Annotated in this window: 25 protein-coding genes and 2 pseudogenes; 18 read left to right on the forward strand and 9 right to left on the reverse strand. The window is 71.6% G+C overall.

Going from position 1 to position 24,992, the window contains the following annotated elements:
• Positions 1-65 precede the first annotated feature (65 nt).
• Entirely contained in the window at positions 66-509 is a 444-nt protein-coding gene (locus WMF22_RS00725; RefSeq protein ID WP_437297195.1) for a hypothetical protein, read from the reverse strand.
• Positions 510-786: 277 nt separating this feature from the next.
• On the opposite strand from WMF22_RS00725, the gene WMF22_RS00730 reads away from it, so the two are divergent.
• From WMF22_RS00730 to WMF22_RS00765, 8 genes are all read left to right on the forward strand, one after another.
• Complete coding sequence (locus tag WMF22_RS00730) at positions 787-1,695, forward strand: hypothetical protein (protein WP_438034511.1); 909 nt, start codon at positions 787-789, stop codon at positions 1,693-1,695.
• Between the two features lie 2 nt (positions 1,696-1,697).
• Positions 1,698-2,474 (forward strand): hypothetical protein, encoded by a 777-nt coding sequence (locus tag WMF22_RS00735; RefSeq protein WP_437297197.1) that lies wholly within the window; start codon positions 1,698-1,700, stop codon positions 2,472-2,474.
• Positions 2,471-3,373: a DUF692 domain-containing protein gene (locus WMF22_RS00740; protein WP_438034512.1), complete on the forward strand. Its 903-nt coding sequence runs from the start codon at positions 2,471-2,473 to the stop codon at positions 3,371-3,373. The genes WMF22_RS00735 and WMF22_RS00740 overlap by 4 nt, the downstream gene beginning before the upstream one ends.
• A complete protein-coding gene (locus tag WMF22_RS00745; RefSeq protein ID WP_438034513.1) occupies positions 3,370-3,936 on the forward strand; it encodes a hypothetical protein in 567 nt (188 codons plus the stop codon). The genes WMF22_RS00740 and WMF22_RS00745 overlap by 4 nt, the downstream gene beginning before the upstream one ends.
• Positions 3,937-4,032: 96 nt before the next feature.
• Entirely contained in the window at positions 4,033-4,209 is a 177-nt protein-coding gene (locus WMF22_RS00750; RefSeq protein ID WP_438034514.1) for a hypothetical protein, read from the forward strand.
• Positions 4,210-4,399: 190 nt separating this feature from the next.
• Positions 4,400-4,543 carry a hypothetical protein gene (locus WMF22_RS00755; RefSeq protein ID WP_437297200.1) on the forward strand — a complete coding sequence of 48 codons (144 nt, stop codon included), beginning with the start codon at positions 4,400-4,402 and terminating at the stop codon, positions 4,541-4,543.
• Positions 4,544-4,878: 335 nt separating this feature from the next.
• Positions 4,879-5,517 carry a hypothetical protein gene (locus WMF22_RS00760; RefSeq protein ID WP_437297201.1) on the forward strand — a complete coding sequence of 213 codons (639 nt, stop codon included), beginning with the start codon at positions 4,879-4,881 and terminating at the stop codon, positions 5,515-5,517.
• 409 nt (positions 5,518-5,926) lie between these two features.
• Positions 5,927-7,717: a hypothetical protein gene (locus WMF22_RS00765; protein WP_438034515.1), complete on the forward strand. Its 1,791-nt coding sequence runs from the start codon at positions 5,927-5,929 to the stop codon at positions 7,715-7,717.
• Positions 7,718-8,242: 525 nt separating this feature from the next.
• Here WMF22_RS00765 and WMF22_RS00770 read toward each other — a convergent pair.
• Positions 8,243-9,244, reverse strand: coding sequence for a DNRLRE domain-containing protein (locus WMF22_RS00770; RefSeq protein ID WP_438034516.1), 1,002 nt, complete (start codon positions 9,242-9,244; stop codon positions 8,243-8,245).
• Between the two features lie 598 nt (positions 9,245-9,842).
• Between WMF22_RS00770 and WMF22_RS00775 the strand changes: the two genes are divergently transcribed.
• The 4 genes and pseudogenes from WMF22_RS00775 to WMF22_RS00790 all read left to right on the forward strand — a co-directional run bounded on the left by WMF22_RS00775 (position 9,843) and on the right by WMF22_RS00790 (position 12,466).
• A complete protein-coding gene (locus WMF22_RS00775; RefSeq protein ID WP_438034517.1) occupies positions 9,843-9,980 on the forward strand; it encodes a hypothetical protein in 138 nt (45 codons plus the stop codon).
• Between the two features lie 9 nt (positions 9,981-9,989).
• Positions 9,990-11,537, forward strand: a pseudogene (locus WMF22_RS00780) (RNA repair domain-containing protein); the annotation flags it as partial.
• Positions 11,453-11,878, forward strand: a pseudogene (locus WMF22_RS00785) (hypothetical protein); the annotation flags it as partial. The pseudogenes WMF22_RS00780 and WMF22_RS00785, both read left to right, overlap by 85 nt.
• A 195-nt stretch (positions 11,879-12,073) precedes the next feature.
• Entirely contained in the window at positions 12,074-12,466 is a 393-nt protein-coding gene (locus WMF22_RS00790) for a hypothetical protein (protein WP_438037356.1), read from the forward strand.
• A 13-nt stretch (positions 12,467-12,479) separates the two neighbouring features.
• Here the strand turns inward: WMF22_RS00790 and WMF22_RS00795 are convergent, their stop codons facing one another.
• From WMF22_RS00795 to WMF22_RS00815, 5 genes are all read right to left on the reverse strand, one after another.
• Positions 12,480-13,247, reverse strand: a complete 768-nt coding sequence (locus WMF22_RS00795) for a thaumatin family protein (RefSeq protein ID WP_438034518.1) — start codon at positions 13,245-13,247, stop codon at positions 12,480-12,482.
• A 128-nt stretch (positions 13,248-13,375) separates the two neighbouring features.
• A complete protein-coding gene (locus WMF22_RS00800; RefSeq protein ID WP_438034519.1) occupies positions 13,376-14,371 on the reverse strand; it encodes a hypothetical protein in 996 nt (331 codons plus the stop codon).
• Positions 14,372-14,544: 173 nt separating this feature from the next.
• The gene (locus WMF22_RS00805) at positions 14,545-15,192 is read right to left on the reverse strand and encodes a lamin tail domain-containing protein (RefSeq protein WP_437297209.1); all 648 of its coding nucleotides are present in this window, start codon (positions 15,190-15,192) and stop codon (positions 14,545-14,547) included.
• Positions 15,193-15,344: 152 nt separating this feature from the next.
• The gene (locus tag WMF22_RS00810; RefSeq protein WP_438034520.1) at positions 15,345-16,769 is read right to left on the reverse strand and encodes a M20 family metallopeptidase; all 1,425 of its coding nucleotides are present in this window, start codon (positions 16,767-16,769) and stop codon (positions 15,345-15,347) included.
• A 248-nt stretch (positions 16,770-17,017) separates the two neighbouring features.
• On the reverse strand, positions 17,018-18,280 hold the full coding sequence (locus tag WMF22_RS00815; RefSeq protein ID WP_438034521.1) for an alpha/beta hydrolase family protein: 1,263 nt from the start codon (positions 18,278-18,280) through the stop codon (positions 17,018-17,020).
• Between the two features lie 200 nt (positions 18,281-18,480).
• Here WMF22_RS00815 and WMF22_RS00820 point away from each other — a divergent pair, with 200 nt between their 5' ends.
• The 5 genes from WMF22_RS00820 (at position 18,481) to WMF22_RS00840 (ending at position 22,187) form a co-directional block, all read left to right on the forward strand.
• Positions 18,481-19,002 carry a GNAT family N-acetyltransferase gene (locus WMF22_RS00820; protein ID WP_437297212.1) on the forward strand — a complete coding sequence of 174 codons (522 nt, stop codon included), beginning with the start codon at positions 18,481-18,483 and terminating at the stop codon, positions 19,000-19,002.
• Between the two features lie 152 nt (positions 19,003-19,154).
• Entirely contained in the window at positions 19,155-19,766 is a 612-nt protein-coding gene (locus tag WMF22_RS00825; protein WP_438034522.1) for a hypothetical protein, read from the forward strand.
• A 113-nt stretch (positions 19,767-19,879) separates the two neighbouring features.
• Positions 19,880-20,698: a hypothetical protein gene (locus WMF22_RS00830; protein WP_438034523.1), complete on the forward strand. Its 819-nt coding sequence runs from the start codon at positions 19,880-19,882 to the stop codon at positions 20,696-20,698.
• A 15-nt stretch (positions 20,699-20,713) separates the two neighbouring features.
• Positions 20,714-21,205 carry a ClpX C4-type zinc finger protein gene (locus WMF22_RS00835; protein ID WP_438034524.1) on the forward strand — a complete coding sequence of 164 codons (492 nt, stop codon included), beginning with the start codon at positions 20,714-20,716 and terminating at the stop codon, positions 21,203-21,205.
• Positions 21,206-21,227: 22 nt separating this feature from the next.
• Positions 21,228-22,187, forward strand: a complete 960-nt coding sequence (locus tag WMF22_RS00840; protein WP_438034525.1) for a protein phosphatase 2C domain-containing protein — start codon at positions 21,228-21,230, stop codon at positions 22,185-22,187.
• Between the two features lie 77 nt (positions 22,188-22,264).
• On the opposite strand, the gene WMF22_RS00845 is transcribed toward WMF22_RS00840, so the two are convergent.
• Both WMF22_RS00845 and WMF22_RS00850 read right to left on the reverse strand, forming a co-directional pair.
• Positions 22,265-22,924, reverse strand: a complete 660-nt coding sequence (locus WMF22_RS00845) for a YceI family protein (RefSeq protein WP_438034526.1) — start codon at positions 22,922-22,924, stop codon at positions 22,265-22,267.
• A 21-nt stretch (positions 22,925-22,945) separates the two neighbouring features.
• On the reverse strand, positions 22,946-23,746 hold the full coding sequence (locus WMF22_RS00850; protein WP_438034527.1) for a dioxygenase family protein: 801 nt from the start codon (positions 23,744-23,746) through the stop codon (positions 22,946-22,948).
• Between the two features lie 234 nt (positions 23,747-23,980).
• Here WMF22_RS00850 and WMF22_RS00855 point away from each other — a divergent pair, with 234 nt between their 5' ends.
• The gene (locus WMF22_RS00855; RefSeq protein ID WP_437297218.1) at positions 23,981-24,901 is read left to right on the forward strand and encodes a LysR family transcriptional regulator; all 921 of its coding nucleotides are present in this window, start codon (positions 23,981-23,983) and stop codon (positions 24,899-24,901) included.
• The last annotated feature ends 91 nt before the right edge of the window (positions 24,902-24,992 follow it).

The following is a 24,992-nucleotide window of genomic DNA, read 5'->3' on the forward strand; positions in this document are numbered from 1 at the left end:
CCCGGCCGCGCAGGTCGCGGCCGGGCCCTCCTGGGAGCGGGATCGAGGGCCGCAGCCCCCGACGCTCACGGCGTGCCGACGTTGATGCTCGTGAGGATCTGATTCTTCGGGAGCGAGCAGGTGACCAGGTACGATACGTACGAGCCCTTCATGGAGTCGGGCACCGTCACGGCTTTCCAGTTCGCGCCCTGGGCGATGGTGAAGTTGAGGTTGCCGAGCTCCGTGCCATCCCAGTTGGTGGCCGTCACGGAGCACAGGGTGGCGGGCCGGGTGGTGTCCCTGACGTTGACCTCGACATCATTGATCTTGTTCCCGGTGGTGACGAGCGGGCAGGCCACATTGACGCCTTGCAGCGCCTCGATGCCCATGGCCGGATAGTACACCCGATTGGCGTGCTCGGGGGCCTGGGCACGGCAGATCCCGCCGTGGTGGTTCTGGACCGCCGCGTCGGCGACGGCGGAAGCGCTGATGAGAGCTCCCATGAGTGCGATGCTGGTGATGGTCTTCATGAGGTCTGTCCTTTTCTGTGTACCGCGCTGGCGTGTGATGCACGGCTCCACGAGCGCTATCGGTCGGCTCGCGCCGTTCCGGGCTCGCCCCGGGCACCTCGCCGCTGTCGATTCGGGTCTATGCGCGGCCACCGCCGCCGCTGACATCCCGCGGAGAACACGGCAGAGCGCACCTGTGGGGCCGATGCCCGAGGGACACCCCGGTCGGACGCGCCCGGGGTGGTCGATGAAACTTTCACCGCCCTGGGGCGTCTCAGCTCCCCGGAGGTTCCGCCCGATGCTCCGACGTCGTGGTGTCTTGTTTACGTTCTCCCTTCTTTGCCCGGCGCTGCTCTCCGCCGGGTGTGCCCAGCCGATCGACGCTCCGGGCGCGACCGCGTACGTGCTGCTCGATCCCGCGGCGCGCGCTCGCTGGACCGTGGCCAGCGACGGCTGGGAAGGCGCGCCGATCCTGCCGGTCGCCTTCGACGTGGAAGAGACGGCCGTGCTGCGCGGCCCCGAGGGCGCGGAGCGGATCGCGCTGCGCGGGGGCATGCTCGCGCACGTCCGCGGCGCCGAGGGCGAGATCCGATGGCTCGCGCTGGGGGAGGAGGCGCGGGACGACCGCCTGACGCTGCACGCGAGCAAAGCGGCCGCGGCGGCGCTCGCGGCGCTCGTCGGCGGCGAGATCTCCCCGCGCCGCGACGGCATGTGGACGCTCACAGCGCCGGATCTGCTGGAGCGTGGCTCCTTCCTCGATCCGCCCGAGGGCGTGATCGAGGCCCTGCCCGACGCGCGGCGCGATCCCGGCGATCCCGCCGCGTTCGCGCTCTCGGCGGCGCAGGACGCCCTGGACGCGCTCGCCGCGGTGCCAGCGGCCGCCAGAGGCGGCGCGCTGGAGCCTGGCAGCGCGGAGGCAGAGCTTGTCGGCCTCTACGCCGCGGGGCCGCGGACGCTCCTCCTGGATGCGTCCGGGGGCTTCACGCTCGAGGACCGTTGCACCGGGGAGGTGGTCGCGACGGGCGAGTACTCGGCCGCGGGCGATCGCGTGATGCTGCGATCCGCGGGGGCGGCGCCGATCGTGCTGGGCCGGGATCGGGATAGGCTGATGCAGCTGGGCTGGGAGGCCTTCGTGCCGCTCGCGCCCGAGCCCTCGGGGCGCGGCGAGGCGGAGAGCGAGCTGCTCGGGAACGGCGGTGAGGAGTGACCATGAAGCGCAGGCATTTGCTGGGAGCGACTGCAGCGGGGCTCGCGGCCACCGCGTGGCCCGCGTTCATCCGCGACGCGTTCGGCGACGGCGCCGCGTGCGACGAGACGGGCAAGCCGGCGGCCGCCGCGGGGTCGCTGGTCCAGGTCTCGGCCGCGTTCCGCCGCGCCCGGCAGGCGAGCAGGGCGCTGCTCGTCTTCGTCATCCCCGCCGACGACAGCGCCAAGTGGGAGCGCGGCCACGCGTTCGGCGAGCTGCTCAACTTCGGCGCGGACGGGGATCTCGCCCCGCTCGCGGGCGTCGAGGTCGTCTGCGCGACCATGGCCGATCTGAAGAAGCTCGTGCCCGGCGCCGGCACCGGGGAGCCGCTCCTGGTGGTGGTCAGGACCGACAAGGTGCCTGTCGTCGCGACGCAGCTCGACGTGGCGATCCCGAGCTACGACGGAATGCGCCGCATGGCGGGCGGCGGCCGGGAGGAGCAGCTGAAGCACGACGACAAGGTCGCCGCGCAGCGGATCGGCGCGCTCGGGGCGCTGCTCCGGAAGGGCCTTGGCGCCGACGCGCGCGACGTGGAGGCCCGCGCCGCGAGCGTGCGCGCGCGGCTCGTGAAGGCGCCGCCCGCGGGCGCGCGCTGGGCGATCGCCAGCGGCTGCGGGATCGACGTCGAGGGGGCCGAGGACAGCGGGCTCATGGCCTGCGGCATGGGGCATGTGCCCTCCAAGTCACGGCGCTTCCTGTACTTCTTCTCGGTCGACGGGCGCGGGGCATCCACGCGTTGATCCCTGTCGGCCTCACGCTCCAGCCCGACGCGGCGTTCCTCGACCTGCTGGCCGAGGTGATCCTGCGCGACGCCGATTACTACGAGGTGGCGCCCGAGACGCTCTGGCGCGCGCCGGACGCCGCCGAGGCCGATCTCCAGGAGAACGGCTTTCACCGCCGCTTTGCCGAGCTCGCGCGCCGGTCAAACCGGCCGTTCGTCGCCCACGGCGTCGGCTGGTCGCTTGGCGGCGCCTCGGCTGCCGACGCGGGCCGGCGCGCCCGCTGGCTCGCGGCCCTCCGGCGCGACAACGCGATCTTCCAGTTCCGCTGGTACACCGATCACCTCGGGATCAGCGCGCCCGCCGGGCTCTCGACCGGGCTGCCGCTCCCGATGCCCATGAGCGCGCATGGCGCCGCGGTCGCCCGCCGCGCGCTCCGGGCGATGCAGGCCGTCGTGGAGGACGTCGGCGTCGAGAACAGCGTCAGCTACTTCGTGCTCGGCGATCCGCTGGACGAGCCGCGCTTCCTCGAGCGCATCCTGAGGGCGCCGCGGACGCACCTGCTGCTCGACCTGCACAACGTCCACACCATGGCGGAGAACTTCGGCTTCGATCCGGCCGAGTACGTGGCGCGGCTCGATCTCGCCCGGGTGATCGAGATCCACCTCTCGGGTGGCGGCCCGAGCGATCCGGGCTGGCTGCCTTCGGGCCGGGTGTTGCGGCTCGACGGCCACGACGACGCCGTGCCGGAGCCGGTGTGGCGCCTCCTGGACGAGGTCGCGCCGCGCTGCCCGAACCTCCGCGGGGTGACCCTGGAGCGCATGGAGGGCACGGTGCACGGCGCGGACGACGCGGCCGCCGTGCGGGAGGAGCTCCGCCGCGCGCGGCGCGCGCTCGGCCGGCGCGGGAGGCGCGGGTGACGCGCGCGGCCCGGGGCGGGGGCGGCGGGCGCGCGGCGCGTGGCAGGGCAGGGGAGGCCCGCGGCGGGGCCGGGGAGGCCCGCGGCGGGGCCGGGGAGGCCCGCGGCGGGGCAGCGGAGGCCCGCGGCGGGGCAGCGGAGGGCGCGGCGGCGCGGCCGGCGCGGCTGAGCGCGGCGCAGGCGCACGCGCGTTACGAAGCGCTCGTGGCCCGCGCGATGACCGCCGAGGATCCCGTGGCCGCGCTGCGCGCCGCGGCCGAGGATCCGGCGCTGCCGTCCGCGCTCCGGAAGGCGCTGCTCGGCGCGGACGAGGACGGCGTGAGGATGTCGGCGCTGCTCGTGGCGCGGCTGCGCTTCGAGCGGCTCCTGCGCGGATCGCCCGAGGCGGAGGCGTGGTTCGACCGCGATCCTGCGGAGTTCAGCGCCGCGTTCCGGCGCTACCACGCCGAGGTGCCGCCCACGGCGTTCTTCCCTCCGGGCGAGGCCCGCCTGTTCCGCGGCTGGATCGAGGCGCAATCCGGCCTGCCGAGCAGGTCGACCCCGGGCAGATGCAGCTCGCCTTGAATGCCGTCGTCCAGAGGCTCGCGGGCGCAGCGGCGCCCGCTGGCGCGGCGGAGCCAGCCCTCAATTCAAATTTACGCTATGACGCGATTGCTTAGGATGGCGTCTTCTTTGAAGAACCAGGTCGGGCAGCTGTTGTTTCGAGGCAACCTTGCTCCTTCCGCGGAGGCGCTCGCGGGGTTGGTCCGAAGGGTGCGCGATCCGGGCGGGGCGCCGGTGCAAATGCCGCCGCGCACCACGAAGCAGGGCAACCAGGTGGACAAGCGTCAAGGGTGACGGCGGTCCGGCCGTCCGGGGATCTGCCCATCTTTGGAGTGAGGGAAGGTGGGCGCGGAATGGCAGCACGACCGCGATCCTTTCGCCCGCCCGGGTCTCGCGCGTGCCGCGTGGCTGTACGGTGGGACGGCCACCTCGAGGAGCTTGGATTTCGGATCGCTTTTGGATCTCCTAGCCCCTCCAGGAGTCGATGAACGGCACCAGCCGCGCGGCGGACGCGACGGGGCTGTGCGACGCGCACGTTCGATGGCGCAATTCAAAGGTCGTCGCGGCCGGTGACTGGGCGCGGCTCGGCCTGGCCAGGGCCAGCGCGCTGCTTGACCAGGCGGGCTAGCGCGCCGCGTTGCCTGGTGGTGCTCGTCGAGCTCAGGCCGAGGCCGGCCCTGTAATCCAGTCAGGGGACCGAGGGCCCGCCCGCGCGATCGCTCGGCGTGTAGGCCGTACGCAACTGTGCTGGTCTCCTTGACAGTGCGGGGCGGCCGTCCATTACGCTGTCTCTCCGCGATGCGATGCGTCGTCGCGGAACGACGCGATGGGGGCGGAGCTCGACGTAGCGCTCTCCTCGCGTGCTGCCCCCGGACCCGGGGCCCATGCGAAGGCTGTGTTTGTTTCGTCACCACCAACAAACCTGGACGGACCGAGCTGTCCTGAAGAGAAATGGAGATGCCGATGATGAAACCCGGTTTGAGGCCATACGCCAGACGGCTGTGCACTGGCGCATGCCTCGCGCTGCTGGCGGTGACCGTGGGGTGTGGAGGGGCCGTGATCGGAGAGGACGATACCGGGACCATGGGAGAGGACGATACCGGGACCATGGGAGAGGACGATACCGGGACCATGGGAGAGGACGATACCGGGACCATGGGAGAGGACGATGCCGGGGCGACATCACCCTCTGATATTGGCGTGTGGCCAAAGACGGTCACGTTGGCGGTGCAGAACATGGGTGAGGTCGGCGAACAGGTGCGCCTTTCAGATGGGGCCGTCTCTGATGCTGGAGACCTTGGTGTCGAATTTACGAGGTTTGTTCGTCTTCGGTCTCCGGTGGACGGGTCAGTCTGTACGGTGGGAGAGTCCTTTGCCAAGCTGGCGGACGTCCCGACGGACGCGACAGCTTGCTCCGAGTGGTGGCCGTTCGTAAATCTGAGTCATATATCGACCCATGAGAACGACGAGTCGTACCGCATCGGGCTCGGGTTGCTGGTGTGGGATGCTGAGCATGCTGCGCTCTACCGACTCCGGGTGCTGGGTGATTCGTATAATGCCGCTGGTTCAACAGCCACATTCGAGTACGAGCCGGTGCGTTGACGCTCCGCTGTCGTCATGATCTCCGCGGGGCCTACGGCACGCCCACGAGCAGGTGGAACGCGTCGACGACCCGTCGCTCCACGCTTCAGCGTGCTGGCTGCCCCAAACGCCGCGCTGCGCGCTGCCGCGCGCGCTGGTGTAGCCTGGCAGCGTGTGCGCCCGCCGCCTCCGTCATGCCCTCGCCCTTGCCGCGCTGGCGGCCAGCGCCGGAATCGCCGGGTGCTCGTGGTGGCCGTCCGAGGGCCCCTCCGCGCCGCGCCAGGATGTCGGGAGGGCAGGGGGGCCGTCCGCCCCGTCGTCCTCCGCGGCCTCTTCCGCCGGCTCGGCCGCGGGCGCGCCGGCGCCTGCCGCTGCGCCGCAGGAAACCCCGCCGCCAGGGCGGCCTCTCCTGCTCATCACGGACCTTGCCGTGCTCGCCGAGCTCGAGGCCGCGGGCCTCGACTTCGGCTCGGTGCTCACCGGGGCGCCGCGCGCGCCGGCCCCGCTCTCCGCCCTGTCCCGCACCGCCGAGCTCGCCTCGGTCGCGCGGGTGCTCACCGAGGATCTGCGGCAGGTCCAGCGCGCCGATCCGAGGAGCGGGACCAGCATCGCCCGCCATGCGCATCGCCTCTTCGACGAGCGGTGGCTCTCCGCGGAGAGCGCCCGCTTCGAGCTCATCGGCGTGGTGAACCGGATGGATCGGGGCCCGTTCCACGCCTCCTCGTGTGGTGAGACCCGCCTCGTGTACCGGCTGGCCTATGCCGCGAAGACCCCGGGCGGCGCGGCGGGAGCCACGCCCGCAGCGGGCGCTCCCGCCGCAACGCCCGCCCCCGCAACGCCCGCCCCCGCCGCCACGTCGCGCCTCCCGATGACCGCGTCGTTCGAGCTGCTCGCGCCCGGCGGCGACGCCCTCTCGTGCCGCCGCCTCGCGCAGGCCTGGTCGCGCGCCGCGGAGCTCTCCGGACCGGCGCTCGCCCGCTGGCTCACCTCGAGCGACGGCCCGCTCGCGCGCCCGGCCACGGATCGCGCGCACCTCGCGCGGCTCGTGGTGAACCTGCAGAGCGTCCGCTGGCCCTCCACCGTGCGCCCGGACCTCGGCGGGCACGCGGAGTACGTGCTCCGCGCCTTCCGCTGGGACGCCCGCGCCGGGCGCTACGCGCCGCTCGCCCTCGAGAACACCCCCGACGTCGCCCGGCTCTCGCGCGACCCGGCGCGGCGCGAGCGGCTGCGCGCCTGGCTATCGGCCCCCGAGAACCTCGCGCGCCTCGACGAGGGCACGGCGCTCCTGCCCGAGGAGTTCCTCGCCACGAAGGCGCTGTCGGCGACGCCCCACGGGCTCGCGCGCCGCGCCAACCGGCCCTTTCGCGTCCTGTTCGAGCCCCGCGACTTCGCCGGCGTCGACTTCGGCGGCCTCTCGCGCGTCCGCTCGCCGGAGGGGCTGCTCCGGCGGCTCGACCAGATGACCTGCCCCGGGTGCCACCAGAGCGGGTCCGTCGCCGGCTTCCACCTGCTCGGGCAGGAGCCACCCGGCCGCGTCCACGACGCGCTGTTCACCGTCGAGTCCGCGCACCTCGCGGGCGATCTCCCGCGCCGGCGGGCGGTGGTCGAGGCCATCGCGCGGGGCGCCGCCCCGGACCACGAGGTGCCGTATCCCGAGCGAGGCGACGGCGCGCGCGGCGGGTACGGCGCGCGCTGCGGGCTGGGCGATCCGAGCTTCGCGGGCTGGGCCTGCGCGGAAGGGCTCGTGTGCTCCGCGTACGACGCGCCCCTGGAGGACCGCGCGACCGTCGGCGTCTGCCTGCCGGCGGCGCCGGAGGTCGGCGACCCGTGCCAGGTCGGCGCCGTCGTCCCCCACGCCGACCCGCACCGCGATCGCGCCGCGGCGGCGCAGCCCGGGGCGTGCCCGCGCGCGGCGGTGTGCAACACGAGCCCCGTCGGGTTCCCCGGCGGCATGTGCACGAGCAGCTGCGTCGCGCTCCCGGAGGAGGGCGTCTGCGGCGCCATCGCCGTGCTCGACCCGTTCAACCGCTGCCTCGCCCGCGGGACGGTGTTCACCGAGTGCCTGAGCCGCCACGTCACGCCCGCGGGCCTGCGGCGCTGCTCGAGCGAGGCGCCCTGCCGCGAGGACTACGTGTGCGCCAGGACGAGCTCGGGCGAGGGCGCCTGCATCCCGCCGTACTTCCTGTTCCAGCTCCGGGTCGACGGCCACGCAGTGCCGTGACCCGCCCGGCGCCCCGCGGCGTCGGGGTGCGGCAGCACGCAGTCGCCGGCCCTCTGGATCACCCTCTGAGCGGCCTTTCGGGTGCCAATCCGCGGTGCGCTGACCCTGACGTGCGGGTGCAGCACGCGATGTGAGGGAGCACGTCAGGGGCAAAAGACGATGTCGTCGTCTTCCCCGGCGCAGGCGGCCATCGACTCCTGATCATCCCCGGACCACGAATACGCGTCTTTGCATGCCTCTTCGAAGTACATGGCCACGGGGCTCGCGGGATCGTCGAGGCTCCCCAGGAACTGGAGCGGCTGGTCACACTTGTTGACGAAGGCCAGGGTGGACTTCCCATCACCGAGCGTGCGGCAGTCGACCTCGCCCGGATTGATGGGCGGCTGGCCTGTCGACGCGCTGCTGGCTTCGCTCGACGAGGCTCCGCCGGTCGCGCTGGACGCGGGGGAGCACGCCCCGAAACCCGCCGGAACCCGGTCAGAGGGGGCCTTGCGCCAGGTCGGCTAGGTCGACGGTTCGCGGTCGCTAGTTCGCGCAGACGACGTCGGTGACGCCGCGGACCGCGCACCCGTCGCCCCAGTTCCGATCGATGCTCCCGCGGTAGTGGAACAGGTGGCAATTGTCGAACTCGGTGCACGGCGCGTCCGCGCCGTACGACACGAGCTGGGAGTAGCCGTTGACCTCACACGCCCAGAGCGCGCACGTGGCCGCGTCGCCGCAGCCGTTCCAGCCTTCACACATGCCGTGATGCCCGTAGGCCTCCCCTGGCGTGGTGATCATCACGCCCTCCGGGGGACAGGCGGCGCAGGGGCCGCCGCAGTCGACGCCGGACTCCCCCTGGTTCTGGACGCCGTCGTCGCAGGTCGGCGCCGTATAACAGACGCTCAGCAGGGGTCGCCTCGCCGCGTTCGGCTCCTCGCTGCTCTTGAACTCGGTCTTCAGGACCAGATCCTCCTCGAGCGCGATGCCATGGTTGTCGCCGGCGTCGGACCAGCCCTGGACGAGCGCCGTCAGATCGGCCGTGACGAAGCCGGCGAGCTGGCTGCGCGCCGTGATCGTGCTCGCGACGGCCGCGTCGTAGCCGCTGGCCGAGCTCTCCCACGTCGCCGTCGCCTCCGACCAGGGCGCCGTCACCTGGTGCACGCGCACCGCGCTCTCGCCGTCCCTCCAGACCTGGTAGAGCTGCAGGGTGGCCGAGTCGATGACCGAGTCCGCGGGGATGAACCCGAGATCGAACTTGAGGAGCGAGCGCTTCTCGCTGCCGCTCGACAGGCCGCTGTACAGCAGCAGGCCGGCGCCGCCCGTGTAATTCGGCGCCGCGGCGTCGATGAACGTGTCCTCGACAGCGCTGCCGGGCAGCCCGCGCTGGACGTCCACGCACACCGACAGCGCTTGCGTCGCCCGGCCCACGCGCTCGCCGGGCTCGCCGCCGAAGTCTGCTGTTTCACCGGCGGTGCTCGCGTCGCACGCGGCGAGGCTCAGCGTCGAAATGGCCCCGAGAATCGTGATTTTGATGGTATTTTTCATCCCAGCGCTCCTTCGCCCAAAGGCGGATCCGTCCCCTGATGCCGCTGCCTGCCTCCCCGACGCGGAACACCAAACGATGTCGCGCGACCTCGATTGCCGAGATTCGTGAACGGAACACAGAGCGGCAACATTCAACGTACCAACGCCCATGGCGCTGTGTCAACGAGCACGTCGAGGCGTCGTGAGAGAGAAGTCGACGGGTGTATCCATGTGGACTGCTAATATCGCGACCTGGTGGAATCGGTTCGGTTGAGCTGCGAGCTGCGAGCCGCGAGCCGCAGATGTCTCGGCCCGACAGGAGCGGTGTACGGCGCCGCCTGGCGCGGAAAGGGCCGCCCTGATGGTCGCGCAAGGCCGCTTTGGTCTTCGCAGGCGACCTCCCAGACCCCCGTCGGTCCGTCGCGTCGCGAACGGCGAACCAATAGCGGCCTTCTTGTCGTGAGGCGATGAGTCTGCGTCGGAGTGAGTCGTCGATTGCCTTTCGACGGCGCGTGTTCATGGCACGTCCCGCGCTGCGGCCCGCGGCGCTGGCGAAAAGCGCCCGGGGGCCCTCCATCTCCCTGGCGCTGCTCACGGCGCAGGCGGTGCGCGGTGCGCGATGCGCGATGCGCGATGCGCGATGCAGATCGAGCGGTTCGCGCTGCGCTGCCCGGGCGAGGCGCGCCGCCTCTGGGACGTTGACGCCGAGGGCCGCATCGCAGACGCTCAAGGCAAGCTCCTCGACGAGGAGCCCTGAGAGAACGCCATGCGTACGAGCGAGGAGATCTACCACCGCATCCGCTGGGATGCGCGCCTCGATCCCGCGCGCTTCGTGATGGGCATCGACGTGCACGCGGCGGAGCCCAAGCGCGTCCCGCTGCCGGCCTTCGTGCCGGGGGGCGATCTGCCCTGGCATCGGGTCGTGTACATCGAGGCCGAGGGCGAGAGGGTCTGGGATCGTCAGACGGGCCTCGACTCCCTCGACACGACGCAGGCCGGCCGGGTGCGCGCGCCGCAGCGGCTGCGGCCGCCGTTCTTCACGCCGCGCGCGGCCATGCGCTGGGAGGCGGCGGAGGGCCGCTGGGCGCCGGCCGAGGCCGCGGCGCCCCGGTTCACGCCGGGAGCGAGCGCGCGGCTGCGCGTCCTCTCGTGGAACACGCTCTGGGACCGCCACGACGCCGAGCGCATCCACACCGCGCGGCGCCGGCCGCTGCTCGTCGAGGCGCTCGGCCGCGCCGACGCCGACGTGATCGCGCTGCAGGAGGTCGAGCTGCCGCTGCTCGATCTCCTGCTCGGCGCCGGCTGGGTCCGCGCCGGCTACACCGCCAGCGACGGGCCGCGCGGGCGCGACGTCGAGACCTGCCACCTCCTGCTCCTGAGCCGGCTGCCCGTGCTCGAGGTGGGGTGGCACGCCCTGGGGAAGTACAAGGCCGCCGTCGCGATGACGCTGGCGCTCGCGGGAGAGCCGCTCGTCGTGGTGACCACGCACCTCACGAGCGACCACGCGGAGGAGGGGGCACGGAAACGCGCGGCCGAGCTGGAAGAGCTCGCCGTGGGCCTCTCCGCCGTCGAGGGCGATCTGGTGCTGCTGGGCGACCTCAATGACGGCGGGCCGGGTCCCGCGTCGAAGCTCGGCCTCGTGGACGCCTGGCTGGAGGCCCGCGGGGACGAGGCGCCCACGTTCGATCCCACCGTCAACCCGCTGGCCGCCGTCTCGTCGCTGACCGGCCGCGCCTCCCGGCTGGATCGCGTGATGTTTCGCGGGGCGGCGCTGCGCCCGATCACCGCCGATCTGGAAGGGACGACGCCGCTTCCGCCGGATGGCCTGTTCCTGTCCGACCATTACGGCGTCCGTGTCGAGCTCTCCGCCGGCGAGGCGCCGGACGAGGTCCTCGACGTGGCGACGACCGCGCGCACGGCCCTCGCGTGGGTACCGCCCGAGCCGCTCTGGCCCGAGATCCAGGCCATCCGCGCGCTCCACGACCCGCAGATCGACCGCTGGCCGCCGCACGTGAACCTCCTGTTCGGCTTCGTGCCCGAGTCGAGCTTCGAGGCGGCGCTCCCGCTCCTGTCGGCCGCCGCGCGCGAGGTCGGCCCGTTCCCCGCGGTGCTGGAGGGCACGCGCTCGTTCCGGCACGGCGCGGACGCCACCGTCTGGTTCGACCCCGCCGCGGGCGGCAAGGATCCGTGGGCGCGGCTGCATCAGGCGCTGGCGCGCCGCTTTCCGCGGTGCGTGGGGCGCGCCGAGGGTTATACGCCCCACCTGACCCTGGGCCGCGCGGACGACCCGGCGCGCGTGCAGCCCGGCTGGGCCGCGCAGCTCGGCCGCCGCGAGGCCGCGGTCGGCGAGCTGGTCCTGCTGTCGCGGCGCGGCGCCGAGCCGATGCAGGTGCGGGCCTCGATCGCGCTGGGCAGCGGCTCGGTGCGCTGGGCGGCCGAGCCCGCGCCGGCCGCGTCCCCCCGGCGTCCGCTCCCTCCGCCGCTCCTCGGCGCCGCGAGGCATTCCTGGCGCTGGCCCGCGCCGTCAAGGCATGGGCTCGCGCAAAGGGCATCGACGCTGCGCCGTTCGGTGGTCTGCCGGGCATCGCATGGCTCGTCCTGGCCGCGCGGGTCGTCTGCGACGCCCCGGACCTGGAGCCCGGGCCCCTGCTGTCCCGCTTCTTCGCCACCTGGGCAGCCTGGGATTTTCGCCGGCCCATCGCGCTGGATCCTTCGGCTCCGGCGGTCGGCACGCCCGGGGATCCCGTGCGCATCGCGACGCCGACGGCGCCCGTGCGCTCGTGCAGCGATACCGTCGGCGCCGCCGCCCTCGCGACGCTGTCCGACGAGCTGTACTCCGCCTGGGAAGCCGTGGAGTCGGCCCTGGCCGACGGCCGCGATCCGCTGCCCGATCTGCTCGCGCCCCCGCCGCTGCACCGGCACCACGCCGCCTGGGCCGTGATCACCGTCGAGGCGCCCGAACCCGAGGGCCTGGCTTCCGGCCTCGGCTGGGTGCGCGGCCGGATCCGCGCGCTGCTCTCGTCCTTCGAGCGCGCCGGGGTCAGGGATCTGCGGGCCTGGCCTCATGCATTCGACAGGGGCCCGCGCCTCGCCCGCCATGCCATCGGGCTGGGCAAGAGCCCGCCTGTGGCCGCGGCCCTCGAGAAGCTCGCGGCTCCCTGGGCTGCGGGCCTGCACGGGGTGCACGTCGCGTGGGTCGAGGGCGGCGGGGGGCCGACGCTGCGCGCTGAACAGGGCGCGTGAGCGCTTCCGCACATCAGGGGCAGAACACGATGTCGTAGTCTTCCCCGGCGCAGGCGGCCATCGACTCCTGGTCGTCCCCGGACCACGAATACGCGTCCTTGCACTGCTCTTCGAAGTACGCGGCCACGGGGGTCGCGGGATCGTCCCGGTCAGGGCTCACGCAGGAGATCGTCGCGCCGCTTTCGTCCTTGTAGCGGCCCTCGTCCGGGCACTGCGCGAGCAGGCTCGTCGGGCACGACAGCGTCCGGCAGTCCGGCAGGCCGACGGGCACGATCGCCATCGGGAGGTTGTGCGCGTCCACGTGGCTGATGTTGTACCAATCGAAGTCGTTGAAATCGGTGTTGAGGGTCATCTCGGCCAGCGTGTGCCGGCCCCCGCCGGGGTCCGACCCGGCGTATGCCCAGTAGCGCAGGGACGACAGCGGCTCCTCGCTGGTGCCCACGTCGCGGCACGCGAACTGCCCCGGGCCGAGCTCCCCGCCGTCGATGAGGCTCCCCAGGAACTGAAGCGGCTTGTCGCACTTGTTGACGAAGGCCAGGGTGGACTTCCCGTCACCTGGGGTGCGGCAGTCGACCTCGCCCGGATTGACGGGCGGCTGGCCTGTCGACGCGCTGCTGGCGTCGCTCGACGACGCTCCGCCGGTCGCGCTGGACGCGGAGCTGACCGAGGTGGATCCGCCGCCCGTCGCGCCGGAGGACGTGTCCTGCTCGGAGGACCCGCAGCCGGCGTCGAGCAGCGCTATCGCGAGCAGCGCGGCCGCGGTCTTCCCATGTCGCGACATGATGGTCCTCCTTGCGGACTCGGTGGCGGGAGGAGGATGAGGATACAGAAAGCCTCGTCCACCGAGAAGCCGTGTCCTCATCGGGCCGCGAGCGCCGACCCGCGCGGACTCGGCGCCTCGGGCGTCCTTCAGGGTGCCTGGCAGGACACGCGGTGGATCGGCTCCTCTTTCCCTTCACCGACCGTCATATAGTCCCATCCGCCGGGCACCCACGCGATCGCCTCGGCCTGCTCCTCGTCGGGCGACGGCAGCACGCAGGGCAGGTCGGCCAGCGCCTGCGCCACCGTCTGATCCGGTGTCATGGGGTAGTAGAGCACGTGGGATGAGGTGCGCAGCAGCACGCCCGTGCCGTCCGGGTGGACGTCGCCGCTGGTGAAGCGCGCGCTCCCGGCGGGCGGCTCGATGGAGCCCGTCCGGACGAGCGTCGCCGGCGCGCCCGCGGCGGGCAGCGCTGGCAGCTCGTAGACGCTCGAGGTGCCCTTGTTGACCTTCGTCACGACGGTGAGCGCTCCGGTGGCGGGGTGGATGAGCAGCGTCTCCGCGTCGTGGCGTCCGTCGGGGTACGAGAGCACGAACACCTCGGCGTTCGAGGCGAGCGGCCCTCCTCCGAGCGTGTCCGGCTCCGGCACGCCGTAGATCGTATAGCTGTCGCGCTCGCCGTCGTTGTCGCCGATGTCCGCGAGGAAGAGGCAGCTGCCCCCGCCCGAACGGCAGGGCCCGCGCGCGATGTCCTCCCAGTCGACCGCGGCCGCGCCGGCCACGGTCACCTCGGCCCGCAGCGCGCCGCCGAACCCGATGGCGAAGAACCGGGCGTCATCGCCGTGGTCGTTGTGAACATAGAGCGTGTCCGGGTGCAGCCCGCTGGCGACGACACCGGAGCACTCGTCGATGTCGCCCTTCGGGAGCGCGCCGACCCGCGCGGCTCCGGTGCAACGAGGGCAGCCCGTCTCCCGCACCGCCGGCGGATCCGAGGTGCCGCAAGCCGACAGGAGCAGCGCGAGCGCCGGCGCCGCCCAGCGCGCCAAGGCGTCTGGTGCAGGTCCGCCGCACGGACGGGACGCCCGGAGGCGATCCGGCAGCGGCCGCGGGGCGCGGAGGACCTCGATCGCGGACGTCAGTGACACGCGCATCGCGGTTCGGTGCAGAGAGAGAGTTGAACGCAAAGGCGCCAAGAGCGCAGAGACGCAAAGATGTCCCATACTCATTCCTTTTCCTTTTTGCGCCTTTGCGCCTTTGCGTTGACTCTCTCTCTCTCTCTCTCTCTCTCTCTCTCTCTCCGGATTCCCAGCGGGCCGAGCTAGGGCGCCGCGTTCGCTTCTCCGGGGGTCGGCGCCGTGACGGCGCCCTCGCCGGTCAGGTCGGGCAACCTGCCCCACGTCTCCCCATCTGCTGCGGCCTCGATCGGGTACTTGAGCTCGGCGAGCACCTGGTCGCTCTCGGAGATGAGGTAGACGGTCTCGCCTCTGGAGGAGCTCACCTTCCAGGTCGTGTAGAAGCAGCTGCTCGGGCCGCCGTCCTGCAGGCACGCTGTGTGGGGCCCAGGGCCGTCCTCGGGCAGCTGGTCGCCGACGATGAGCAGGTACGCGCCGGGGGCGAGCTGCGTGCCTTCGGGGAACCTGAGCGCGTCGGCCGTGTTGGGCTCCCCGCTGTCGTCGGAGTCGCACAGGCCGAGCCCGCCGAGGTCGGCCGAGCCCGGGCCCGGGTTGCCGAGCTCGATCCAGTCGCCGTCCTTGGCCGAGATCTCGTTCACCACGACGGTCGTCGTCGCGGTCCCGCCGCCCGTCCCCCCTGGGTCGCCGCCTGCGCCGCTCGAGCTCGAGCTCTGGGACGTGGTGGTCGCGCCCGAGCCCGGCGTGCCCGTAGTATCTCCGGGCTCGTCGCTCGAGCCGCAGCCTGCCGCGCAGAGCGCAGCGAGGCAGAGCGCGGCATATCGAAATTGTGCCATCACGATGTTCTCCTCGGCACCAGCACACGGCGATTTTGGCGGTGTGTCAACGGTGTGGCAACAGTGTGGCAACGGGCGGCGCGCGCGGGCTCCCGTTCGCGACCGCCCCCGCCCGCGGTCGCGCGCGTCTGCAAAGCGCGCCGCGGCGCCCCTCAGCGCGCCCGCGCCGCGTGGTCCGCGATCACGCTCGCCACGCAGCAGGTCAGCTTCTTCCCCATGCCGAGGTGCAGGAACTCGTTCGGGCCGTGCGCGTTCGATTGCGGCCCGAGCACGCCGGTGATCAGGAACTGCGCCTCCGGGAACTTCTCTCCCAGCATCGCCATGAACGGGATCGTCCCGCCCTCGCCGATCCCCATCGCCGGCCGGTCGAAGAACGTCTTCGACGCCTTGCGCACCGCGGCCTCGAGCCAGGGCGCCGTCGCCGGCGCGTCCCATCCGGCGGACGGCTCGCTCACGTGGAACCGGACCTCCGCGCCGTACGGCGGGTCCTTCTCCAGGGCCTCCTTCAGGGCCGCCGCCGCCTTCTTCGGGTCGACGCGCGGCGGCAGGCGCATCGAGAGCTTCGCCCTCGTGAACGGGCGCAGCACGTTGCCCGCGCCCGCGATGGGCGGCAGGCCGTCGGCGCCCGTCACGGAGAGCGCGGGGCGCCAGGTGCGGTTCAGGAGGAGCTCCGCCGTGTCGCCGGTCACCGGGCCCGCGCCCTTCACCCACGGCAGCTCGCTCACGACCGACGCGCCCAGCACGTTGGCCGCGGCCCGCGCCTGCGCCGCGCGCTCCTCCGGGATCTGCACGTGCAGCGCGTCCACGAGGACGCGCCCGGTCCGCTCGTCCTCGATGCGCGACAGGAGCTGCCGCAGGATCCGGAAGCTCGAGGGCACAACGCCGCTGCCCACGCCCGAGTGGACGCCCTCGCGCAGGATGTTCACGTCGAGCGTGCCCTGGAGCAGCCCGCGGAGCGACGTCGTGGTCCAGAGCTGGTCGTAGTTGCCGCAGCCGGAGTCGAGGCACACGACGAGGCTCGGCTTGCCGATGCGCCCCGCGAGCGCGTCGATGTAGGCCGGCAGGTCCGGGCTGCCGCTCTCCTCGCAGCCCTCGATGAGGATCACGCAGCGCGCGTGCGGGATCCCCTGCTCGTGCAGCAGGCGCAGCGCCGCGAGCGACGCGAAGGCCGAGTAGCCGTCGTCGGCGCCGCCGCGGCCGTAGAGCTTGTCGCCCTCGCGCACGGGCTCCCAGGGGCCGAGCCCCTCGCGCCACCCCGTCATCTCGGGCTGCTTGTCGAGGTGCCCGTAGAGGAGCACCGTGTCGTCGCGCGTGCCCGGCACCTCCATCAGGATCACCGGCGTGCGGTTCCCGATGCGCACGACCTCCACCGTGAGCCCGGGGATCGGCTGCGCCTCGCACCAGGCCGCGATGAGCGACGCCGCCCTGTCCATGTGGCCGTTCTCGCGCCAGGCGGGGTCGAAGGCGGGCGACTTGTTGGGGATGCGGATGTAGTCGTGCAGCGCGGGGACGATCTCCTGCTCCCAGCAGCGCTCGCAAGACGCGACGGCTTCACGCTCGTTGAGCTTCGTCAGCATGAACCTCTCCAGGGGCTTGAGGACGGCGGCGGTCTCCGGGGACCGACTCTACAGCGCCCATGACGTGGGTGTACCGCGGACATGGGGGGTTGACATCTTCGACGTTCCAGGGCGCCGAGGCGAGGCGCGCGGGGCCGGCGGGCGGGCGCGGCGCGTGGGCGCAGGGTCTGCGGGCGGGCGCGGGGGTCTGCGGGCGAACGTGGCGCGTTGCGTGGACGGACGGGCGGACTCAGCAGGTTCGCCTCGCGTCAGGGCCGCTTCTCGAAGGTCACTTCCGGGTACTCCGGTGAGGGGCCGTCGAGCAGCGGGGCCGCTTCGCCGCGCACGTGCGCCTGGACGAAGGCGCGCGTGTACGCGTTCGTGATTTCGACCGCGCGGGCCGGATCGAGCGTGCCGAGCAGCTCCGGGAGGGCGCCTTCGCCGACGAAGTGCTCGACGACCAGCGGCAGGTCCGAGAACGTGAGGTGGGCGGTGTCTTCGACCCGCGCCCGGTAGCCCTGGCCGTTCAGCGCGCCGTAGGTCTCGTCGATGCTCGGATCGTCGGGGTGGTCTGCCGCGAGCAGGATGAAGAAGGGCTGCGCGAGGCCCCTGCCGCCGGCGCCGTCCGGCGGCCCGAAGAGCCTGCCGTCGATGTCGAGGCCGGCGTCGAAGCGGTCGTCGCGGGCGCACGCCTGGGCAGCCATCGCGCCGCCGTAGGAGTGGCCGAGCACGCCGAGCCGATCGAGGTCGAGCCGGCCCGTGAGCAGGCCGCCCGGGTCGTCCTGCGCGGCGGCCGTGAGCTCGTCGAGCACGAAGAGCGCGTCGTCGACCCAGACCCCGACGTGCTCGCCCATCGCCTGCGTGAAGGCCTCGATCTCCTCCGGCGGCGCGTCCATCGCCGGCGTCAGGACGACCGAGCCGAAGGGCACGGCGCGGCCGTCGGGGAACACCGTGAGCTCGGTGTCGTAGGTGTGGCTGATGGCGGCCACCACGAACCCGTGGCTCGCCAGGTCCTCGAGGAGGCTCGTGTAGTCGGCGCGGAGCATCCCGAACCCGTGCGAGAAGAGGAGCACCGGGTAGGGCGCGCCGTCTTCGGCGAGCGGCACGCCCACGCGCGCGTGCGTGAGGATGCTCGCCTCGAAGCCGTCCTCGGCCGGGAGGCCGCCGGTCGTGCGGCGGGTGTCGCCTTCCTCCGGCGACAGGTACGGCGCGAGCTGCCCTGTGCCGCAAGGATCGGCCGGGTAGAAGAGCTGCACCATGAGCTCCCGGCGGTCGTCGGGATCTTCCGTCGCCTCTTCTCCACGCGCGCCGTCGGTGAGGGCCCGGATCTGCGTGCCGACCGGGTGCGGGCCGGTCGGGCGGGGCAGCTCGAGGACGCCGTCGGCGGGCGCCTCGTCGCCCCAGCCGGCGCAGACCGGATCGCCTTCGTGCGGCGGCACGGCGTCGTGATCGCTGCACCCGGCGAGGAGCGCGGAGGCGGAGAAGGCTGCGAGCAGGCAGAGGGCGTGTCGAGAGACGTCGCTGTGGACCATGCGCGCATCGTTCTCACGCCCTGGCCGAGACCGGCGCGGCGAGCACGATCGTGGCGCGGAAGGACCGCGCTCGGCAGATGCAAGGCTCGGCCTGACAGAAGCCGCAGATCCCTGTAGTATCGGTTACGTGCGGGCAGCTCTGGAGGCGCGGCCGAGGCGCGGCGCCGTGCGGACCAAGACAGCGGCGCGGGTGAACGAACATGGAAGAGCCCGAAGAAATAGCGCTCGCCAGGAGTGAAGACGCGCACGACATCCTTCCGTTGATGGTCGCCTTCAACGAGGCCGAGGGCATTCCCTGGAGGCCCGAGGCCATGATTCCCGCTCTGCACCGTGTGCTCAACGACAAGGACCTCGGGCTGATCCTGGTTGCGCGTGTCGGCGCGCGTCGCCTCCTCGTCGGTTATAGCCTGGCCACGTTCGGGTATGATCTCGAGTTCGCGGGGCGTGATGCCTTCGTGACGGAAATCTTCGTGGAGCCTGGGTCCCGACGGAGGGGCCTCGGGCGGACCCTGCTGGAATCGACCGTACAACACCTGCGGGAGCGCAGCGTGAACGCCGTCCATCTCATGGTGCGACCGGACAATCAGCGAGCGATCGTTTTGTATGAGGGGCAGGGGTTCAAGGTCTCGCCGCGGATCATGATGACCAGGGAGCTGACCCCCCTGACCGAAGACGCAGTTCAACAAGGTGTTCCATCGGGCAGCGCTTCGCGCCCCCGCTGAGCGCCAGATCATTCGCCGGAGCCTTCCAGATGCTCGAACACAGCCCCGCATGGCCGCATGGCGAGGTACAGGACGCATTCCCAGAGGTCTTTTATGTCGTGGGTACGAACAGGACTCACCACGCCGGGATCGATCTCCAGACGAGCCGCACGATGACCGTGCTCCGACAGGACCGAGACCTCACGCTCGTGAACACCGTGCGCCTGACCGAGGAAGGGCTGCGCCAGCTCGACGCCCTCGGCCAGGTCCGCCACATCGTGCGGCTCGGAGCATTCCACGGCCGAGATGATCCCTTCTATCGCGACCGTTACGGCGCCACCCTGTGGGCGCTCCCCGAGGCGGTGGCGGCCGACGGCCGGCCTGCCGACCGAGCGCTCGCAGCAGGGGGCCCGTTCCCGGCGCACGGAGGCTCCGTATTCGAGTTCACGACGGCGCGGTTTCCGGAAGCGGCCGTCTTGCTCCCGCTGGAGGGCGGAATCCTCATTACCTGCGATGCTGTCCAGAACTGGTCACACGTCGACCCCTTCTTCTCCGAAGAAACGGGCGCGCTGTTCGTCGCCCAAGGGTTGATCGGCGCAGCGAACATCCCCGCGACCTGGCGAGATGCGTGCGCCCCCGACGTTTCCGATTTTCGCCGCCTCGCCGACCTGCCGTTTCACCATCTCATCAGCGCTCATGGTGAGCCGCTTCGTGGCGACGCCAAGAGGCTACTCCAGGCCCGCATAGACGAAGTATTTCGCCCGCGAGGACAGGAGCCGACGTGACGCTGGTGACGCCGCCCAGCGAGCCGTTGGTGGATGACGGCGCGCTCGCTCGACATGCTCGGTCTGGCACCCGCGGCTGAACGCCAGCATCGTCAGGACCATCGGGGAACGCAATGCACAGCGCACAAGCAACCTACCGTGAGCTCTATGAATCGCTCCTCGACTACGACGGTGGCTCGCTCTATCCGGATGTGCTCGTACCCTGGCTCACGGCGAATGCCGACGAGCGGATCTGGCTCCGCTCCTTCGCTTCCCGGCGCGGGAGCCCCATTCCATCCGCGGACGTCGAGGACCTGTGGCGGCTGTATGCATTGAGTCGCGTCAATGATACATTGCTGTTGCGGTTTCAGCGCGGGACGGCGGACGGATCGGATTGGCCGGGGCCATTGATCTCGCAGGCCGAGTACCTAACGTTCGCGGAGGCGCTGGGGCTCACCATCGCCGAGACGTCCTCGTTCTCGCCGTTCTATCACGAGATCGTCGAGGTCGAGTACGCCGATGACCGCCGTCAGCCGGTATCGCTCGTCAGCTGCTCCTGGCCGTGCCTGATGCTCGGTGACATGCTCTTCTCTCGGGCCGGAGCGCGCGTGCGCGGCGGCAGCGATATCATCCGCAAGGACATCGCCGAATCATCTACCATGTACTGGACGTACCGGCGGAAGAACCGCCCCGAGAAGGACCTTTCCGATGGCTGGGGCAGCAACTCGCAGTGGCGTACCGCCTTCCGCAGGGACTATCGAGTGGGCCCAAGGCTGTACTACAACGTCGACGGTAAGCGCGATCTGGGCACGCTGGAGTCAACGATCGAAGATGACGATGGCCTGACGCGGGAGGAGCGCGTCGAGTTGGTCACCAATCGCTGTTTCATTTTTACGACGAAACCGCACGACGATCTATGGCCCTACGACGACAAGCTACAGCTCGAGGTGTGATGAGAGCTTGCTGTTATGTCGGGCATCTGGATTGATCTGTCGGATCGAGTGGCAGCCAGCGACGGCGTCGCTGACGCGCGTTCTCAGTGTTCGTTCTGCCGGCGCGAGGTGGCCCTCCTCGAGCGCCTCATCGCTGCCGCGAATGTCAGCATTTGCAGCGCGTGCGTTCAGGAGTGTGCCCGCCGTCTTCGCCGCGGTAACGTCCTCGGATGGCGCCCTTGGTGGCGATTCTGGAAGGACGGCGAGCCGAGCAAGACGCGGACCGGGCTCAGCGTTCTCCTGCTGTGCGGCCTCGCCCTCACCGTGTTCGGCGTCGGGTCTCTGCTGCGAATCCCGACCGGCCTCCTGGGAGGCGTCCACGCGGTAGCTGCGATCGCCCTCTTCGTGGTCCGGAAGGCCTACGGCGGGCTCGATGGGAATCTGGAGCGCTTCGGCATCGTGCACCTGTTCGCGCTGGCGCTGGTTTCCTGCGCGCACACGGTGATGCTGGTGCAGAGACATCCGTGATCAGTCAGCCAAACTAAGCGTCATGGGACTGTTCGACATCGTCATCGCTCGCGCGGACTGCCCCAGCTGTGGACATTCCCAGGAGTGGCGCGTCCAGTACAAGTACGGCTACTGCTGGCAGCACGAGTACAGGCTCGGTGACCGAATTTGTTGGTTCGATCCGCCGGGGCGCCCGGCGCCGCTCGGCGATCATGGCGAGAACGTGGGCGGACTCCTCGCGGTGCCCGGGTTCGTCGAAAGCGGCTGCTCGAACTGCGGCCTCGGCGAGGGGGCAGCCCTCTGGTTCCGGGACAACGTTGTTCACGCGATACAGATCACGCTCTCGGAAGGCAGCGGCGAGTGGGAGCGGCTCGAACCTTCGTCTGGCTGGATGCGCTTCTGGTCACGCCGCGTGGCAGGTAGCGCGAACGAGGATCGCCTCGAGCTGAGCTGCCGCGGCGATCGGTGGACCGTGGCCGTCGCTGACGGGGCTGGTGGGCTGTCGGGCGGTGCGGCCGCCGCCCGCGCGGCGACGAGTGCGATGGCGGCGCTCGGCGCCGAGAGGGAGCTCGACGCGGACGGCTGGTGCGAGCGCCTCAGCCAGCTCGACCGTGAGCTCGAAGCAGAGCCGAGATGTGGCGAGACGACGCTCGTCGTGGTCCAGGTGAGCCGAGGCGAGCTCTGGGGCGCCAGCGTGGGGGACTCGGGCGCGCTCCTCGTCACGCCCGACGGACCGATCGAGCTGACGGCGGGGCAGCGCCGCAAGCCGCTGGTCGGCAGCGGCGCGTGCAAGCCTGCGATCATTCCCCGCCAGCCGCTCTCGGGACGCCTCCTGGTCGCCACCGACGGCCTGCTGAAGTACACGTCGCTTGCGACCATCAACGCTCTTGCGGGTACGGGCAACGTGAAAACGGCGGTCGAGGCGCTGATCCAGGCGGTGACTCTCCCCTCCGGCAACCTGCCGGACGATGTCGCGGTGGTGCTCGGCGAGCGCGTCGGCTGACCTGGCGCCGCTTCGCTGCGCGGCAGGATCACGGGAGGATAGTCCTCCCTCACGACCGCCGGTTGTCCGGCCGTCGCTCAGCCCTGCTTGCGGGGCGCCTTGAGCGAGAGCTTCAGCAGCACGTCGTCGCGGATCAGATCGTCCTGCTTGCCCGGATAGACGATGCCGAAGTCCTTGCGGTTGATCACGAACTCGGCGCTTCCCGAGACGGCATCGGCGCCCTCGGTGATGGTCGCCGGGAAGGTGATCGTCTTCTTCACGCCGTGCAGATCGAGCTCGCCCGTGATGGTGTGCGTCGCGCCCTTCTCGCCGCCGGCCTTGATCTCGGTCGAGGTGAACGTCGCCTTCGGGTACTTCTCGACGTCGAAGAAGTCCGGCGACTTCAGGTGGCCGTCGAGCTTCTCGGCGTCGGTCTTCACCGACGACGCGTCGGCCTCGACGGTGAGCTTGCCGCCCGCGGCCTTGCCGCCGGCGAGCGTGATCGAGCCCGAGATCTTTTCGAATTTGCCCTCGTGTTTGCCCGTGACCTTCGAGCCGACGAAGCCGATGGTCGAGGCGGCCGCGTCGAGGGGCAGCGCCTCGGCGGGGCCCGAGGGCGCGGCGGCGGCCTGGGTCTGCGCGGGCGCGGCGGTCGAGATGGTCGCCTTGGGCTTGTCCTTGGTCGGGTCCTCGCACCCCGCGAGCGAGAGCAAGAGCGCGGCGGGGAGGGCGATGCGAGCGAAACGAGCGGTGAACATGAGAGACAATCTCCTTATTGGTCAGCCAAACTGCACAGAACGTCTCGTGAACGAGCCATAGGTGAGCCCCGTGATGGGGAACTGCACAGGCTCGCTCACGTCGATCGACGCCCCCATGGCGGCGACGACCGGCACGAAATGCTCGTGGGTCGGGAGCGCCATCCGCACGCCCGGCGCGCGGGCGCGGTACTCGATGAGCGCGCCCACGTCGCGCCGCGAGAGGACCTCGGCGCACCATGCGTCGAACTCCGTGGCCCAGGGCTGCGCGACCGCATCTCCGCGCCAGTCTGCCGCGCGGAGGTTATGGGTCAAGAAACCGCTGCCGACGATCAACACCCCCTCGTCGCGGAGCGGCGCGAGCGCTCGTCCCATCTCGAGGAGCGGCGCTGGAGAGAGCGTCGGTAAAGAGATCTGGAGCACCGGGACGTCCGCGCCCGGGTACATGCAGAGGAGCGGCACGTAGGCGCCGTGATCGAGCCCGCGGCGAGGCGCCTCGGCGACCGGCCCCAGCGGGCCGAGCAGCTCCCGGACGCGCCGCGCGAGCGCGGGGGCGCCGGGCGCGGGGTACGTCACCTGATAGTACTTCTCGGGGAAGTTGTAGAAGTCGTAGACGAGGGGCACGGCCTCGGTGGCGCCGAGCGTGACCGGCGCGTCCACCCAGTGGGCCGAGATCATGAGAACCGCCGTGGGGCGCGGCACCGCCTGCGCCCAGGCGGCGAGCTCGGCGACCCACGCGCGATCGTCGAGCAGGAAGGGAGAGCCGTGCGCGAGGAACAGGGCCGGCATGCGCCCCTCGCGCGCCTCGTGCTGGGTGTCGGACATCGAACCTCTCTCGGCCGCGGCGGACGTGGCGCTCGACGCAGGAGCCGCGCCGGGCGCGGTCGGCGTCGAGCGCCCGCAGGCGCCGGCGATCGGTGCGGCCCCGCCCGCGGCAAGGAGGAGCCTCAATGCAGCCCGGCGATCCATGATGAGCCCACCCTAGGTCGTTTCCGGGAGTGGTACAATGACCCTGCAATGAAACGCCAGGTTGCCAAAACGGAAACGGTCGACGCGGATGTGACCGATTTGCGGGCCTTCTGCCTGGTGGTCGACCTCGGGTCGATCACGGCGGCCGCGAGGACGCTGGGCGAGACGAAGGGCAGCGTCAGCCGCCGCATCACGCGCCTGGAGCACGCGCTCGGGGTGGAGCTGCTCCGCCGCAGCCCGCGGCTCGTGCAGGCGACCGAGGACGGGCTCGCCTACCGGATGCGCGTCGGCCGGGCGCTCGAGCTGCTGGAGGACGCGAACGTGGCGGTGCAGCAGGCGCGCTCGAGGCCGCGCGGGCACCTGCGCGTGACGGCGCCGTTCGATCTCGGGCTGAGCATCCTGGCGCCGCTCTCGGCCGGCTTCGCGGAGCGCTTCCCCGAGATCTCGCTGGAGCTGCTGCTCACCGAGGCGCTCCTCGACTTCGACGCCCACCAGGTCGACGTGGCCCTGCGCGCGACCTCGAGCCTCCCGGACTCGTCGCTCATCGCCCACAAGCTGCAGCACATCGAGGTCGGCCTGTTCGCGGCGCCGTCCTACCTCCGCAAGCACGGGGCCGTGCGCCGGCCCGAGGACCTCGAGGGGCACCGGCTGCTGCTCGCCCAGACCGCGCGCGGGCACGCGACGATCGCGCTCTCGGCGCGCGACGGCCGCGATCGCGCGGAGCTCCGGGTGCGCGCGGCGATCTCGGCCTCCGATTTCTCGTTCTGCCGCGAGGTGGCGCTGGCCGGGGGCGGGATCGCGCTGGTCCCCGCGATCAACGTGCGGGGCGACCTCGACGCGAAGCGGCTCGTGCCCGTGCTCAAGGACTACGCGATCCACGGCGCCGCCTCCCTGTACCTCGTCCACCCCGGGACGCGCTTCCTGCCGTCCAAGATCCGCGCCTTCCGCGACTACCTGCTCGACGCGTTCGGCGTCCAGGGGCGGCGCGAGGCCCCCGCCGCGGCGCGGTAGCGGGCCGCCCCCTCCGCGCCTGCCCCCGCCGGAGGGAGGCGGGCCGTGCTCGCGCCGGAGCAGCGGATCACCACCGGCTGTTGCTGGGGAA

The sequence above is a fragment of the Sorangium sp. So ce204 genome, assembly GCF_051526795.1.
GTDB classification, from domain to species: Bacteria; Myxococcota_A; Polyangia; order Polyangiales; family Polyangiaceae; genus Sorangium; species Sorangium cellulosum_B.